10 protein-coding genes and 2 rRNA genes are annotated in these 14,245 nt (G+C 47.2%); 10 read left to right on the forward strand and 2 right to left on the reverse strand.

The window, feature by feature from the left end:
• Positions 1–131: 131 nt before the first annotated feature.
• The 6 genes from ELR70_RS13420 to ELR70_RS13445 all read left to right on the forward strand — a co-directional run bounded on the left by ELR70_RS13420 (position 132) and on the right by ELR70_RS13445 (position 6,800).
• A 23S ribosomal RNA gene (locus ELR70_RS13420) occupies positions 132–3,015 on the forward strand.
• 181 nt (positions 3,016–3,196) lie between these two features.
• A 5S ribosomal RNA gene (gene rrf, locus ELR70_RS13425) occupies positions 3,197–3,311 on the forward strand.
• Between the two features lie 660 nt (positions 3,312–3,971).
• Positions 3,972–4,418: an IS630 family transposase gene (locus ELR70_RS13430; protein ID WP_164881450.1), complete on the forward strand. Its 447-nt coding sequence runs from the start codon at positions 3,972–3,974 to the stop codon at positions 4,416–4,418.
• Positions 4,419–4,428: 10 nt separating this feature from the next.
• Positions 4,429–4,827 carry an IS630 family transposase gene (locus tag ELR70_RS13435; protein ID WP_164881451.1) on the forward strand — a complete coding sequence of 133 codons (399 nt, stop codon included), beginning with the start codon at positions 4,429–4,431 and terminating at the stop codon, positions 4,825–4,827.
• A 26-nt stretch (positions 4,828–4,853) separates the two neighbouring features.
• On the forward strand, positions 4,854–5,066 hold the full coding sequence (locus tag ELR70_RS13440; protein WP_054017115.1) for a hypothetical protein: 213 nt from the start codon (positions 4,854–4,856) through the stop codon (positions 5,064–5,066).
• 321 nt (positions 5,067–5,387) lie between these two features.
• A complete protein-coding gene (locus ELR70_RS13445) occupies positions 5,388–6,800 on the forward strand; it encodes a glycosyl hydrolase family 18 protein (protein ID WP_054017116.1) in 1,413 nt (470 codons plus the stop codon).
• A 55-nt stretch (positions 6,801–6,855) separates the two neighbouring features.
• On the opposite strand, the gene ELR70_RS13450 is transcribed toward ELR70_RS13445, so the two are convergent.
• Together ELR70_RS13450 and ELR70_RS13455 are read right to left on the reverse strand one after the other, a co-directional pair.
• Positions 6,856–7,569, reverse strand: a complete 714-nt coding sequence (locus ELR70_RS13450) for a metal-dependent hydrolase (RefSeq protein ID WP_160317418.1) — start codon at positions 7,567–7,569, stop codon at positions 6,856–6,858.
• A 118-nt stretch (positions 7,570–7,687) separates the two neighbouring features.
• Positions 7,688–8,095 carry an MAPEG family protein gene (locus ELR70_RS13455; protein WP_054017118.1) on the reverse strand — a complete coding sequence of 136 codons (408 nt, stop codon included), beginning with the start codon at positions 8,093–8,095 and terminating at the stop codon, positions 7,688–7,690.
• 97 nt (positions 8,096–8,192) lie between these two features.
• On the opposite strand from ELR70_RS13455, the gene ELR70_RS13460 reads away from it, so the two are divergent.
• The 4 genes from ELR70_RS13460 to ELR70_RS13475 all read left to right on the forward strand — a co-directional run bounded on the left by ELR70_RS13460 (position 8,193) and on the right by ELR70_RS13475 (position 14,122).
• Entirely contained in the window at positions 8,193–9,146 is a 954-nt protein-coding gene (locus ELR70_RS13460) for a helix-turn-helix domain-containing protein (RefSeq protein ID WP_054017119.1), read from the forward strand.
• Positions 9,147–9,219: 73 nt separating this feature from the next.
• Positions 9,220–11,265 carry a DUF1800 domain-containing protein gene (locus ELR70_RS13465; protein WP_054017182.1) on the forward strand — a complete coding sequence of 682 codons (2,046 nt, stop codon included), beginning with the start codon at positions 9,220–9,222 and terminating at the stop codon, positions 11,263–11,265.
• A 12-nt stretch (positions 11,266–11,277) separates the two neighbouring features.
• Positions 11,278–12,621 (forward strand): DUF1501 domain-containing protein, encoded by a 1,344-nt coding sequence (locus tag ELR70_RS13470; protein ID WP_054017120.1) that lies wholly within the window; start codon positions 11,278–11,280, stop codon positions 12,619–12,621.
• Positions 12,622–12,685: 64 nt separating this feature from the next.
• Positions 12,686–14,122 (forward strand): sigma 54-interacting transcriptional regulator, encoded by a 1,437-nt coding sequence (locus ELR70_RS13475; RefSeq protein ID WP_054017121.1) that lies wholly within the window; start codon positions 12,686–12,688, stop codon positions 14,120–14,122.
• Positions 14,123–14,245: the final 123 nt, after the last annotated feature.

The raw sequence follows: 14,245 nt of genomic DNA on the forward strand, positions 1-14,245 counted from the left end.
TAGAGTTTTCGAAAGAAAAATGCCGATTAATCAATTCTTTGATTAATTAGCGTCTACTTTAGTATTACTTAACTTCTGGCGAAGTTAAAACTGTCTTTAGCAGTACAATTCAAAACTATTTTGGGTTGTATGGTTAAGTGACTAAGCGTACACGGTGGATGCCTTGGCAGTTGGAGGCGATGAAGGACGTACTAACTTGCGATAAGCCTAGTCAAGCCAGTAAGAGGCGCTTGAGACTAGGATTTCCGAATGGGGAAACCCGGCCCTTTGGGTCATCGTTAACTGAATACATAGGTTAACGAAGCGAACGCGGAGAACTGAAACATCTAAGTACCCGTAGGAAAAGAAATCAACCGAGATTCCGAAAGTAGCGGCGAGCGAAATCGGATTAGCCCTTAAGCTTTAATGTAGTTAGTGGAACATTCTGGAAAGTATGACGATACAGGGTGACAGTCCCGTACACGACAACTTATTTAAAGTGAAATCGAGTAGGTCGGAGCACGTGAAACTTTGACTGAATATGGGGGGACCATCCTCCAAGGCTAAATACTCCCAACTGACCGATAGTGAACCAGTACCGTGAGGGAAAGGCGAAAAGAACCCCTGTGAGGGGAGTGAAATAGAACCTGAAACCGTGTACGTACAAGCAGTAGGAGCATACTTGTTATGTGACTGCGTACCTTTTGTATAATGGGTCAGCGACTTATATTCTGTAGCAAGGTTAACCATTTAGGGGAGCCGTAGCGAAAGCGAGTCTTAACTGGGCGCTTAAGTTGCAGGGTATAGACCCGAAACCCGGTGATCTAGCCATGGGCAGGTTGAAGGTCAGGTAACACTGACTGGAGGACCGAACCCACTAACGTTGAAAAGTTAGGGGATGACCTGTGGCTAGGAGTGAAAGGCTAATCAAACCGGGAGATAGCTGGTTCTCCCCGAAATCTATTTAGGTAGAGCCTCGGACGAATACTTACGGGGGTAGAGCACTGTTAAGGCTAGGGGGTCATCCCGACTTACCAACCCTTTGCAAACTCCGAATACCGTAAAGTACTATCCGGGAGACACACGGTGGGTGCTAACGTCCATCGTGGAGAGGGAAACAACCCAGACCGTCAGCTAAGGTCCCAAAGTGTATGTTAAGTGGGAAACGATGTGGGAAGGCTAAAACAGCTAGGAGGTTGGCTTAGAAGCAGCCATCCTTTAAAGAAAGCGTAATAGCTCACTAGTCGAGTCGGCCTGCGCGGAAGATGTAACGGGGCTAAACATACCACCGAAGCTACGGCTGCGAACTTAGTTCGCGGGGTAGGGGAGCGTTCTGTAAGCGGCTGAAGGTGAACTGTAAGGTTTGCTGGACGTATCAGAAGTGCGAATGCTGACATGAGTAACGATAATGCGGGTGAAAAACCCGCACGCCGGAAGACCAAGGGTTCCTATCCCATGTTAATCAGGGTAGGGTGAGTCGACCCCTAAGGCGAGGCTGAAGAGCGTAGTCGATGGGAAACGGGTTAATATTCCCGTACTTGGTATAAATGCGATGGGGGGACGGAGCAGGCTAGGCAAGCATGGCGTTGGTTGTCCATGTGAAAGGCTGTAGGCTGGTGACTTAGGAAAATCCGGGTCGCTAAGGCTGAGAGTCGAGACGAGCCACTACGGTGGTGAAGTTGTTGATGCCCTACTTCCAGGAAAAGCCTCTAAGCTTCAGTTTATATCGAATCGTACCCTAAACCGACACAGGTGGTCAGGTAGAGAATACTAAGGCGCTTGAGAGAACTCGGGTGAAGGAACTAGGCAAAATTGTACCGTAACTTCGGGAGAAGGTACGCTCTTGTTTGTGAAGGATTTGCTCCGTAAGCAGACGAGAGCCGCAGTGACCAGGTGGCTGGGACTGTTTATTAAAAACACAGCACTGTGCAAAATCGTAAGATGACGTATACGGTGTGACACCTGCCCGGTGCCGGAAGGTTAATTGATGGGGTTAGTCTTCGGACGAAGCTCTTGATCGAAGCCCCGGTAAACGGCGGCCGTAACTATAACGGTCCTAAGGTAGCGAAATTCCTTGTCGGGTAAGTTCCGACCTGCACGAATGGTGTAACCATGGCCACGCTGTCTCCACCCGAGACTCAGTGAAATTGAAATCGCAGTGAAGATGCTGTGTACCCGCGGCTAGACGGAAAGACCCCGTGAACCTTTACTACAGCTTGGCACTGAACATTGACCCTACATGTGTAGGATAGGTGGGAGGCTTTGAAGCAGGAACGCTAGTTTCTGTGGAGCCGACCTTGAAATACCACCCTTGTAGTGTTGATGTTCTAACTTAGGCCCCTAATCGGGGTTGAGGACAGTGCCTGGTGGGTAGTTTGACTGGGGCGGTCTCCTCCCAAAGAGTAACGGAGGAGCACGAAGGTTGGCTAAGTACGGTCGGACATCGTACGGTTAGTGTAATGGTAGAAGCCAGCTTAACTGCGAGACAGACACGTCGAGCAGGTACGAAAGTAGGTCATAGTGATCCGGTGGTTCTGAATGGAAGGGCCATCGCTCAACGGATAAAAGGTACTCCGGGGATAACAGGCTGATACCGCCCAAGAGTTCATATCGACGGCGGTGTTTGGCACCTCGATGTCGGCTCATCACATCCTGGGGCTGAAGTCGGTCCCAAGGGTATGGCTGTTCGCCATTTAAAGTGGTACGCGAGCTGGGTTTAGAACGTCGTGAGACAGTTCGGTCCCTATCTGCCGTGGGCGTTTGAGAATTGAGAGGGGCTGCTCCTAGTACGAGAGGACCGGAGTGGACGAACCGCTGGTGTTCGGGTTGTCATGCCAATGGCATTGCCCGGTAGCTACGTTCGGAATCGATAACCGCTGAAAGCATCTAAGCGGGAAGCGAGCCTCGAGATGAGTTCTCACTTTAACTTAGAGTTAACTGAAGGGCCGTTGAAGACTACAACGTTGATAGGCGAGATGTGGAAGTGGTGTGAGCCATTGAGCTAACTCGTACTAATTACCCGTGAGGCTTAACCATACAACGCCAAAGTGGTTTTGTTTGTTAGAAGTTAAGAATTAAAGTAGACGAAGAATTTAATACGCTTTCCGAATTTAAGCACTGTGAATAGATGAGCTCTTATGAGAAATCAGTTCACCTTGCGCAAATGAAATGCTCGCACACAGCGCGATGTCATTAACCATTTGCACGAAAGAATTTGCTTGGTAACCATAGCGTTTTGGAACCACCTGACTCCATGCCGAACTCAGTAGTGAAACGAAATAGCGCCGATGATAGTGTGGGGTTTCCCATGTGAAAGTAGGACATTGCCAAGCTCCTAATAAAAGAAACCCGTTGCAGCAATGCAGCGGGTTTTTTGCTATGTGTGATTAAGAAAGTGCTGATGAGCTGTAGCTGTAGATAGAATAGCATCGCCTATTCATCCATGAAGCTGGGTCCCATCGCGCATCTCGATAATTGCTCCTGCATTATTCTACTTCCCCACATCCATGTGGGTCCATGCGCTCATCTCAATGAGCTGCGAAGCGTTGCTTCGGTCTCATTTCGTCCATGTGAAAGTAGGACATCGCCAGGGCCTTATAAGTAGGTCGATGAAAGACATTCATCCATGAATATCATCGACATTAGTACTTCCATGTACGTCAAACCCGTTGCAGCAATGCAGCGGGTTTTTTGCTATGTGTGATTAAGAAAGTGCTGATGAGCTGTAGCTGTAGATAGAATAGCATCGCCTATTCATCCATGAAGCTGGGTTGGATGGTGGAATAGGTCTGCGTTCTCTAAAATGGCTTATTTCACCTTGCGCAAAGTAAATGCACTCACGTTGCTCGCTGTCATTGTACTTTGCACTTAATACCAATTTGATTAAATTTATGATCTAATATCAAAATCCAATTTTCATCATTGTGATAGTGATTTTGCAGCCCTCTGAATTTATTAAGCTCTCCAAACAGACTAAAGACCCAAGAAAGAAAGTGCGTATACTCGCACTGGCTCATTTCTTTGAAGGTAAATCTCGCTATCAGATTGCTGAATACCTGAAGGTCAGTCGTACTAGCGTGAACAAATGGGTCAAAGACTATCTCGATTATGGATTAGAGGGCCTGGAAGACCTGCCTCGCTCGGGCCGTCCTTGCAAACTGGGTGGTGCACAACTGAAGCAGCTTAAAGCATATGTACTCGACTCTATAGACCGCACGGAAGGTGGTCGGCTAACACTAGAAGATATTCAGCAGTATATATCTGAGTCTTTTCACATAGAATACGAGTTATCAGCCGTTCACAGATTGTTGAAAAGACAAAACTTCTCATGGATCAGCAGCCGGTCAATACACCCTAAAGGAAACCAGGCTCACCAAGAAGCTTTTAAAAAACTTCGAGCTGGAAACGATCCTTCACACCCCGGGACACCTGCTTCCTGAACGCATTGATGTGTGGTTTCAGGACGAAGCACGATTTGGTCAGCAAACTTCAACAACAAAAGTTTGGGCTGAAAAAGGCTCACGTCCAAGAGTTGTAAAGCAGCAACAATTCGAATATGCCTATCTATTTGGTGCAGTGTGTCCAACAACTGGTGAAACAGAAGCACTCATCTCACCTATAGTGAATAAAGAAGTCATGTATTCTCACCTGGAGCAAATATCACAAAGGACTCAACCAGGAAGAATGGCTGTGGTCGTCATGGATCGCGCAGCCTGGCACTTCAAAGATGGTTTGGTAAAAGGCCTGGAGAATGTAGTGATCATTAGGCTGCCACCTTATTCGCCAGAGTTAAACCCCATAGAACAAGTGTGGAGTTGGCTCAGACAACATAATACCAATTTCACTTAATACCTGTTCTATTTGAAGGAGCAAATATGACGCTAACGGCGTTAAAAATTTCTCATTTAGAACAACTAAATAGCAAAATTTTTGCCTTGTTATCGACCCTATTTTCTCGCCTCAAAATAGAACACTTAATTAAACAAATTGGTATAAGTTATCAAACAGAACCTTTGCAAACTACGATGACATTCTGGATCAGGTCAGCGAAGCATGGAATGCGTTTATCTCATGTGCTGACAGGGTGAAATCATTGTGCTTTAGGGACTGGATAAATCTGACCAGTTAATTATTCAAAATGGTATAAGAGCCGCCTCAGGAAAACCACACGGAACGTACAGCAAATACACCTACTCAAAGAAGCACCTTTTTACAACACAAGTGGGTCTGTGTTCACTGAAGTTGCCTCCTATCACTCTGTCGCTTAGATGCGCCTTATTAGACTAAGGTCGCAGAACATGTTGTTTGTATGATTTTTGTTCGCTCTGTTACTCTGAGAGGGCAGGTCATCAACTCTTAAAACGTCGGCGCGGCCTGCGTTTGCCGACAAATACAACATGGAAAAGGTAATGAAATATAAAAGCTTATTAATGGCGTTGCCATTGCTTGGGGCGATGGAAGCCGCGCTTGCGGTGGACTGTAGCAGCTTAGCAGAATGGCAAGCTCAGAATGTGTATACCAAAGGGAACTCAGTGACTTATCAGTCTGTGCGTTATACCGCAAAGTGGTGGACTCAGAATCAAAACCCGGCGAATAACTCTACGACTTACGCTGTGTGGAATAAGGATGGTAACTGCGATGCAACTGATCCGGTACCATTAGTAACGGTCACCTCACCGAGCAACAATGCGAGCATTATTATCGGGATGCCGGTCGATCTGGCTGCATCTGTTTCTCATCCGCAGAATGTTGCGATTGAGCGGGCTGAATTCTTTATCGATGGAACGCTGATTGCGACAGACAATACCGCGCCGTATTCTGTACCCTGGCAAGCACAAGGACTAGGTAGCCATCAGTTACAGGTATTTGCAGTCGATGCCGCAGGCGGCAGAGGGGAGTCCAGTGCAGTAAATTTCACAGTCGCTGCCGATGATTTCCCTCCGGGTGATCCTAATTTTAAAATTGTCGGCTACTTCCCAAGCTGGCAGGGGGCTGTCAGTGATATCCAGTTTGATAAACTGACGCATATCAATTACTCATTCTTGTTACCTAACGCAGATGGCACGCTTCAGCCGCTTGAAAATTTGAGCAAAATGACAGCGCTGGTAAATTCTGCGCATGCAAACAATGTAAAAGTTGGCATTGCCATAGGTGGCTGGAATGGTGGCGATGACAGCGCATTCGAAACATTTGCGGCGTCAGCACAGGGCCGCGCGACGTTTGTACGTGAAGTAATGGCCTTTGTAGAGCTGCATAACCTGGATGGTGTAGATATGGATTGGGAATATCCGGATCCTGGCACCTCAGCTAATAACTATGCACTGTTGATGAAGGAGTTAAGCGTAGAATTGCGTGCTCGCGGTAAATTCCTGACTGCTGCGGTTGTCGCATTGGGCTATACGGGCGGTGGTGTACCGGAGTCAGTATTTGAGGATATCGACTTTTTGAACCTGATGGCTTATGACGCAAACAATGGCAATCATGCGTCGATGCAGTATGCCAAAGATTCCATTGCATACTGGCAGAGTCGTGGACTGAGTAAAGAGAAAACGGTGTTGGGTGTGCCGTTTTATGCACGTCCAACCTGGAAGGCATATCGAACACTGGTGCAGGAAAATCCAGCGAACGCCTGTCGGGATACAGATGGCAGCAGCTATTATAACGGTATTCCAACCATTCGGGCGAAAACTGAGTATGCTAAGCTAAATGCAGGCGGTATTATGAACTGGGAGCTGTCTCATGACAGCAAGGGACCGGCTTCATTGCTCACTGCAAAGTGGGAAGTTGCAAAAGGCTTAACCCCCAGTTATACCTGTCAGTAATTCATTAATAATTTCAGAGTTCAGCGGCAAATGCAGCTGCTGAACTCATGTGTGCTTAGTAAAATTGTTTTAGCGTATCCATATCTGGCAGTAAAGGCAGATTAGATAGCTTGCTTTGCCAGTGCTGGATAACTTCAGGTATGCCCTCGTAATGAGGGAGAAGCAAATAGCTTCCCATCAGCACTACGACTAATTGAAGGATCGATGCTAGCGGCGCACTGGTAGCAACCGGTTTAAGCGCGCTGCCAAACGAAGATTTCAGTTCGTTATTGTTAATATCTACTGCGTAACATTCATCCAGGATCAAATGGGTCAACATGCCCAGCGTGACCATTACACCGCATAGCAGCGCAAAAGGCAGTGCTTTGCCCAAGAATAACGGCATATTAACAGCGATAACGGCAAACATTACCACAGACAATAGTGAGTGGCTTGCGCCGCGGTGAATGGTATAGCTTTCGAAGATCGGTTTCAGGGCGTACATGAAAAGCAAATAGATGCCGATTCCAGAAAGCCAAATGGTGAGCAATGAATTAAACTCGATGGCCAGGGGCAGGCTGACTGCGGCGCAAAGCGCGAAAATAGAAAACAAACTATTTAATGATCGAGATTTATCTGCATCAAGGTCGGGGAGTAGCCCGGCTAGCGAACCAACGATAAATAACACCAACATATCGTTTAGATTGGCCAGGTTGGTTGCCAGTATAACGGAGGAAGCGGCGGCGCTCACCACCACCGATGCTTTAAAGTGAGTTGCAAAATTAGCCACTGAGTACATTTCCGATTGAATGGAGACTACATCAGCCACAGAAAGTGTCTGTGGCTGCTCTATCGGTCTGATCATAATGGCATTTTCAAAATATGACTAGTCCAAAACAAAGGGTTACTTAAAGCGCTTGGAAGAGCAGGGTAAACCAGGCAACGAACAGGGTGATACTGCCAAGGGCAAAAGCCAGTGTACGCATTTTCAGATTGCGCCCAAGTATGTGTTCGTAGCAATGCCAGTATCGCGCTGCAACAAATACGGTGCTGTACACATACCAAATTTGGCTCTGAATTCCCTGAATATGCAGCAGGAGTAACAGACAAATAAACAATACTGGCAGCTGGAACTGATTGTCATAGCTGTTGGTTAACAATCTGATCCGCTCAGGGAAGCCTTCTTTGCTGACAAAGCGTATGTCTGCCAGAGATATTTTTCGCTGATAGACTGCTCTAATACGCAAGGTGGCAGTGGTAAACCACAATAAGGTGTAAAGTAACACTAAGAAAAAGATAGGGATATGGATCCACATTGGGTTGTTCCTTTGTTAATTAATACTGGTTTTACTTTATCTGAGACAAGCGATAAGTTACTGTGTCAATATTGACTATTTTCAGGTTAAAAGTGACATGCAGGTTGTGCTTTTGTGTCCTCCTAAAGTATTCGCCAGTGCATTAACTGGTGTAATAGACATCTTTAACGTGGCCAATCAGGTTATGGGTAGGCAATTTTTCACCTGGAAGATTGCAGCACTGAGCAGCGAGCTTCAGGTTGTCAGTAGCCAGGGATTGACTATCCAATGTGATGTTACTTTGAAGGAGCTAAGTGAATATGATGCGATGGTGTGGGTTGGTGCTCAGTATAGCGGTCCCGTTACTTTATGGGAGCAGTGTAGCCAAGTGAAACAGGCTCTTAACGGGCTTGGTAACGCACTCAATGGTTGCCGTTATCACTTAGCGGGCTGCTGCGGTGTTGCTTATCTGGCAGCGACAGGATTGCTTAACGAACACAGGGTTACGGCAAGTTGGTGGTTAGCGCCATTTTTTGCCAAGTATTTTCCGCATATAGACTTTAAAGCTGATGAAATTGTGTTTCGTAGCAGTAACATTTATACAGCCGGGGCGGCACACAGTTACTTACATCTGATCCTGACCTTTATCTGCGATATGGCAGGAAAAGAGGTCGCGGAGCAAATAGCCTCCTGGCTGGCAATCCCGCAAAAGTCGGCAAATCAAAATCAGTTTATCAGGCTTAGCGTGCTGCAGGATCATGCAGATGAGCAAGTGAGGGCGGTACAATCACTTATCGATGAAAAGCTTAACGAGACCTTGAGTCTGAAACGTCTGGCAGGTGCGGTGTATATGTCAGAGCGTAGTTTGATTCGACGTTTCAAGCAACACGTTGGCATGACGCCCATGGATTACGTTCGCCTGGTTCGGCTTGAGAAATCCAAACACCTGCTGGCTAGTTCCACTTTATCTCAGGAGCAGATAGCGTATAAGGTCGGCTACCAGGATCCGCAAGCACTGGCGAAACAGTTTAAGAAACACTTCCAGACTAGTATGAAGGCGTTTAGAGAATAATAGTAATTTAGTATATGTATTTCTTCTTACTACTGTTATAAAAGTATTAAGTGTCATTGTGGACTCTGCAATTATGAATGCACATCTTAGTCTGGCCGCTTTTTGCCTGACAACTCTTGTCGCCTGCGGTGGTGGCTCCTCTGACAGTGGTACCGCCACTGATAACGCTTCATCTAATACGATGGCGAACGCAAACAGCGCCCAGCAACCGTCGGACGGCACAGGCACGCCTTCAGGTGATAACACTGGTGATGCAGTTGAGCCATCTGGCGATCAGGGAGAGGGCGGCGGCTCAGAGCCACAAAATGCGCCCCCTGAGGTAGAAGTCTCTATTGTTCAACCCGAGGTCGTTAAGGGGGCGTCGTTGACTTTATCTGCGAATGTTGCAGACCCTCAAGACACCTCATTTAGTTACCTTTGGAAACAACTTACCGGACCTCCAGTAGAGCTGGGCGACGTTACCGGCCCAACCCTCACAGTGACGTTGCCTGAAACCTATCAGGCTCAAGGTGATAACTATCAATTTTCTGTGACCGTTACGGATGCTCAGGGCGCTGAAACAACAACAGAAATCGAGGTCTACGCCAGCAATGCAATGTCTGATATACAGGCAGCCACGCTACTGCATCAGGGCACTATGGGTCCGACACTTGAAGAAGTGAATGCAGCAACTGGCATGAGTGAAGAGCAGTGGTTAGTTGACCAAATGGCCTTGCCGGCAACGTATCACTCGCCATTACTAGAGAACTATCCAGATAGGGATACCCCGTATCAAATCAACCGCATAGATGCCTGGTGGAAGGCCACTTTAAATGCCGACGATCAGCTCAGACAACGTGTTGCCTTTGCTTTAAGTGAAATATTTGTGGTTTCTGATGCAAACAATGGGCTTAAAGGTGAGCCGGAGGGGATGCTGGCATACTACGATCTGCTGCTTGAGCATGCGTTTGGTAACTACCGCAATTTGCTGGAGGCTGTAACCTTGTCTCCTGTAATGGGGACTTACCTGAGTCATCTGGGTAACGAAAAAGCAGATCCAGAGCGTAATATTCGCCCTGATGAAAACTATGCGCGAGAAGTCATGCAGCTGTTCACCATAGGGCTTGAAATGCTCAACCAGGATGGCTCCGTGAAACTGGGCGAAGATAATCAGCCCATAGCTACCTATTCCCAACAGGAGATCACCGGATTTGCCCGGGTTTTTACGGGCTGGACTTTCGCTTTTTCAGCACGCTGGAATCGCCCGAGCCGAAACTTCTCTCTGCCTATGCAGGCATTTCCGGAATATCACTCCGCACTTGAAAAAACGCTGTTAAATGATGTTGTGATCCCTGCCGGAGTTGGACCTGAAGAGTCTATGCAGATGGCGCTGGATAACTTATTCAACCATCCCAATGTGGGCCCTTTTATCAGCAAGCAACTGATCCAGCGTTTGATCACCTCTAACCCCTCTGCTCAGTATGTTGAACGGGTTGCAGAGGTGTTTAATGACAACGGAAAAGGTATTAGGGGGGACTTGAGCGCGGTGGTCCGCGCAATATACCTCGATGACGAAGCCCGGCGATATGGTTCGGTACTCACCTATCAGGGTAAAATCAAGGAGCCACTGCTAAAAGGTGTTCAGATGTGGCGTACATTAAACGCCCATAGCGAAGAAGGTAACTATTTCACCTGGAACCTCGATGACAGGTATGGCCAGGGTCCGATGTTATCACCATCAGTATTTAACTTTTTCCGGCCTGATCACCAACCAGCAGAGCTCAGCGCCCAGGGGCTATTTGCGCCTGAATTACAGATAGCCAATGATGCAGCTATGATAGGCACTTTAAATCAACAATATGGTGACCTTATCTGGCGAATGGCTGAGCGCCACACTACCTTGAATCCATCATCGATCTACCTGTATGGCCACAGTGATATTACTTTGCTGGAGTCAGTCGGTCTGAGTGCTTTGCTTAATAGGTACAATGTGCTGTATTTTGCCGGCAATATGTCAGATTCGACTCGCAATGCCCTGATTGAACTGGACGAATACTTCAGTAATAAGAGTGCGGCAGACAGAGTTGGACAGCTTTTGTTCATGGTGTCGTTATCACCTGAATTTAATGTGCAGTATTAGGAGGCAAAGAAGATGAACAAAAGCAGAAGAGACTTTTTGTCATTGTGCCTGAAAGGCGGCATGTCTGCGGCGGCGCTAACCAGTTTGCAGCTTCAGGCCCTCTCTGGAAGCATCCGGGCGCGCAGTTTTTCTGACTATAAAGCACTGGTGTGCGTGTATCTATATGGTGGCAATGATTCGATGAATATGCTGGTGCCGCTCAGTGGTGAGCCACGCACCTGGTATGAAGCAAGCAGACAAAATCTGGCCGTGCAGGGAGCAACGGTTCTCAATACGACAAGTGAATTCGAAGGTGGCGTGGGGTTAAATCCTGCGCTCAGTGCTTTGCAGCCATACTTCGAACAGCAATCACTTGCTTTCGTAGGTGGGGTCGGTACATTAATTACGCCGACGTCTTTGACACAATACAAAGCTAAAAGCGTTCCACTGCCACAGCATCTATTTTCTCATAATGATCAGCAAGCGACTTGGATGCATGGTCAGGAAAAACAGACTCTGAATACCGGCTGGGGTGCCAGGTTGTTAGAGAGGCTGGATCAAGGGACGGTATTTGGCAGCAATATCACAATTGATGGAGCTAATCCCTGGCAAACAGGTAGCAATACCAGTGCTTTTGCGCTAAGTAAAAGTGGGATCAGTAAAATCAATGCATTGAGAGGCTATGAACCTCGTGTTGAACATGTGCGGCGTGTTATGCAAACCTTGTTTAGTGAGGCGGCACACCCCTTAGCTGCAGCTTATGCAAGCAGGTTGAATGGCGCTATTGATCACACCTTGTATATGAATTCCTTACTTGAGCAGGCACCGATTTTAACCACCGAATTTGGTGAATCTGGCTTGTCTGCGCAACTCGCTGCAGTTGCGAAAACCATCAGCATTCAGTCTCTGCTCGGTGCTAAACGGCAGATTTTCTTCGTATCTATGGGCGGATTTGATACGCACGACGACCAGGAGTCAACCCACCCGGCATTATTAGAAGGATTGGCGCAAAGCATGGGGGAATTTCAAAGTGCAATGGCTGAACTTAATCTGGTGGAGCAGGTGACCACATTTACTATGTCCGATTTTGGACGCACTCTGACCTCCAATGGTGACGGGACAGATCATGGCTGGGCGGGCAACCAACTGGTATTGGGTGGCGCGGTGAATGGAGGCGATTTACACGGAGCTATGATGGCACAGCGACTTGATGGGAGTGAAGATGTTGGTGGAGGGCGTCTGATCCCTGCGTTCAGTAACGAGCAGTATTTTGCGCCGCTTGCACGTTGGTTTGGTCTTGCCGACAGTGAGTTGACAGAACTGTTTCCCAATCTCAGTCATTTTGATGCTCAGGCACTGTCCTTATTTAAGAGTTAGTATTTCGGTTTTTCTTCAACGATTGGCGTGGTAAATTAGCTCGTGAAATGTCACGAGGTAAGCTATGTCTTCAGTAATTGCACAATTTTTGAATGATCCCCGCCTGCTGCTTAATGCTGTGGGCGAGGGGATCTATGGATTTGATCTGTCCGGCAATGCGGTTTTTATCAATCCGGCTGCTGAAAAAATGACCGGCTGGTCAGCGGATGATTTACTGGGCAAGAAAATTCATCAGTATCACCACCATAGTTATGCAGACGGCACACCTTATCCAGCTGATCATTGTCAGATTTATCGTACTATGTTTGACGGTAAGACCCGCCATGTCACCGATGAAGTATTCTGGCGAAAAGACGGCAGTTGCTTTGCCGTAGAATATACCTCAACACCGGTTTTTAAAGATGAGCAGGTAATAGGCGCTGTCGCGATATTTCGCGATATATCCAAGCAAGTTGAAGCTGAGCAAGCACTGAGGGACGCACTTGAACAGGTTCAGACACTTTCTGAACAGCTAAAAGAGGAAAATAGCTACCTGCTTGCAGAGATCAATGAAGACTGGCAAGACTCGGGGTTGGTAGGACAAAGCCATATTTTTCAGACCATGCTGGAGCAGATCAAGCTGGTGAGCCAGACTAATAGTACCGTATTAGTCTTGGGTGAAAATGGCACAGGCAAAGAGCTGGTCGCACGCAATTTGCATCGTTTGAGTCTGCGCGGTTCACAGCCCTTTGTGCGGGTTAATTGTGCGGCATTTTCGCCTAGCTTGCTGGAATCGGAATTATTTGGCCATGAAAAAGGCGCTTTCACTGGAGCTAATGAACGTCGTAAGGGGCGTTTTGAATTAGCGCATCAGGGGACATTGTTTTTAGATGAAATTGGTGAATTACCATTGGAAGCGCAAAGTAAGCTACTGAGAGTTCTGCAGGAACAGGAGTTTGAGCGTGTTGGCGGCAGCAAAACGATTTCAGTGGATATTCGCGTCATCGCAGCGACAAACAGAGACTTATGGCAAATGGTCGAGAAAGGTGAGTTCAGGATGGACTTATACTACCGCCTAAATGTGTTTCCAATCAAAGTGCCCGCGCTCAGAGAGCGCCTGGAGGACATTCCTCTATTGTGCGCCAACATGCTATCCAGGCTCAATGCACGTTTGGGCAAGCAACTGCGAGGCATTGCTAAGTCCTCGCTGGCAAAATTACAGGCATATGACTGGCCCGGCAATATCCGTGAATTACAAAATATTCTGGAACGCGAAGCCATTTTAACGACTGGTAGGACACTGAGGCTGACCCAGGCATTGGCAGCAAATACCAGTGGCGTCGCTGTAGCTCAGGATTTATCCCTTGAACATGCTCAACGTGAGCACATAGTTACGGTGCTTGATCTTTGCCAGTGGCGTGTAGCAGGTGAGCAAGGTGCAGCAACCCTGCTTGGTATGCCCGAAAGCACCTTGAGATCAAAAATGAAAAAGCTAAATATTCAAAGGGATCGCGAAATATAACGGGTTTTCGTGATATTTCGCGATTCTGTTTTCTTGATATTTTAAAAAGGGTAATAAAAACAGTGTTTTAAAAACTTTCAGTTTGGTCTGAAACTTGCAAATTATATGGTGTGTTTCACTGAC

The sequence above is a fragment of the Pseudoalteromonas sp. R3 genome (assembly GCF_004014715.1).
Classification (GTDB): Bacteria; Pseudomonadota; Gammaproteobacteria; order Enterobacterales; family Alteromonadaceae; genus Pseudoalteromonas.

Coding starts and splice junctions, on each gene's coding strand:
- ELR70_RS13440 (WP_054017115.1), top strand. CDS start 4,854: ATGACGCTAACGGCGTTAAAAATTTCTCATTTAGAACAACTAAATAGC.
- ELR70_RS13445 (WP_054017116.1), top strand. CDS start 5,388: ATGAAATATAAAAGCTTATTAATGGCGTTGCCATTGCTTGGGGCGATG.
- ELR70_RS13455 (WP_054017118.1), bottom strand. CDS start 8,095: ATGTGGATCCATATCCCTATCTTTTTCTTAGTGTTACTTTACACCTTA.
- ELR70_RS13460 (WP_054017119.1), top strand. CDS start 8,193: ATGCAGGTTGTGCTTTTGTGTCCTCCTAAAGTATTCGCCAGTGCATTA.
- ELR70_RS13465 (WP_054017182.1), top strand. CDS start 9,220: ATGAATGCACATCTTAGTCTGGCCGCTTTTTGCCTGACAACTCTTGTC.
- ELR70_RS13470 (WP_054017120.1), top strand. CDS start 11,278: ATGAACAAAAGCAGAAGAGACTTTTTGTCATTGTGCCTGAAAGGCGGC.
- ELR70_RS13475 (WP_054017121.1), top strand. CDS start 12,686: ATGTCTTCAGTAATTGCACAATTTTTGAATGATCCCCGCCTGCTGCTT.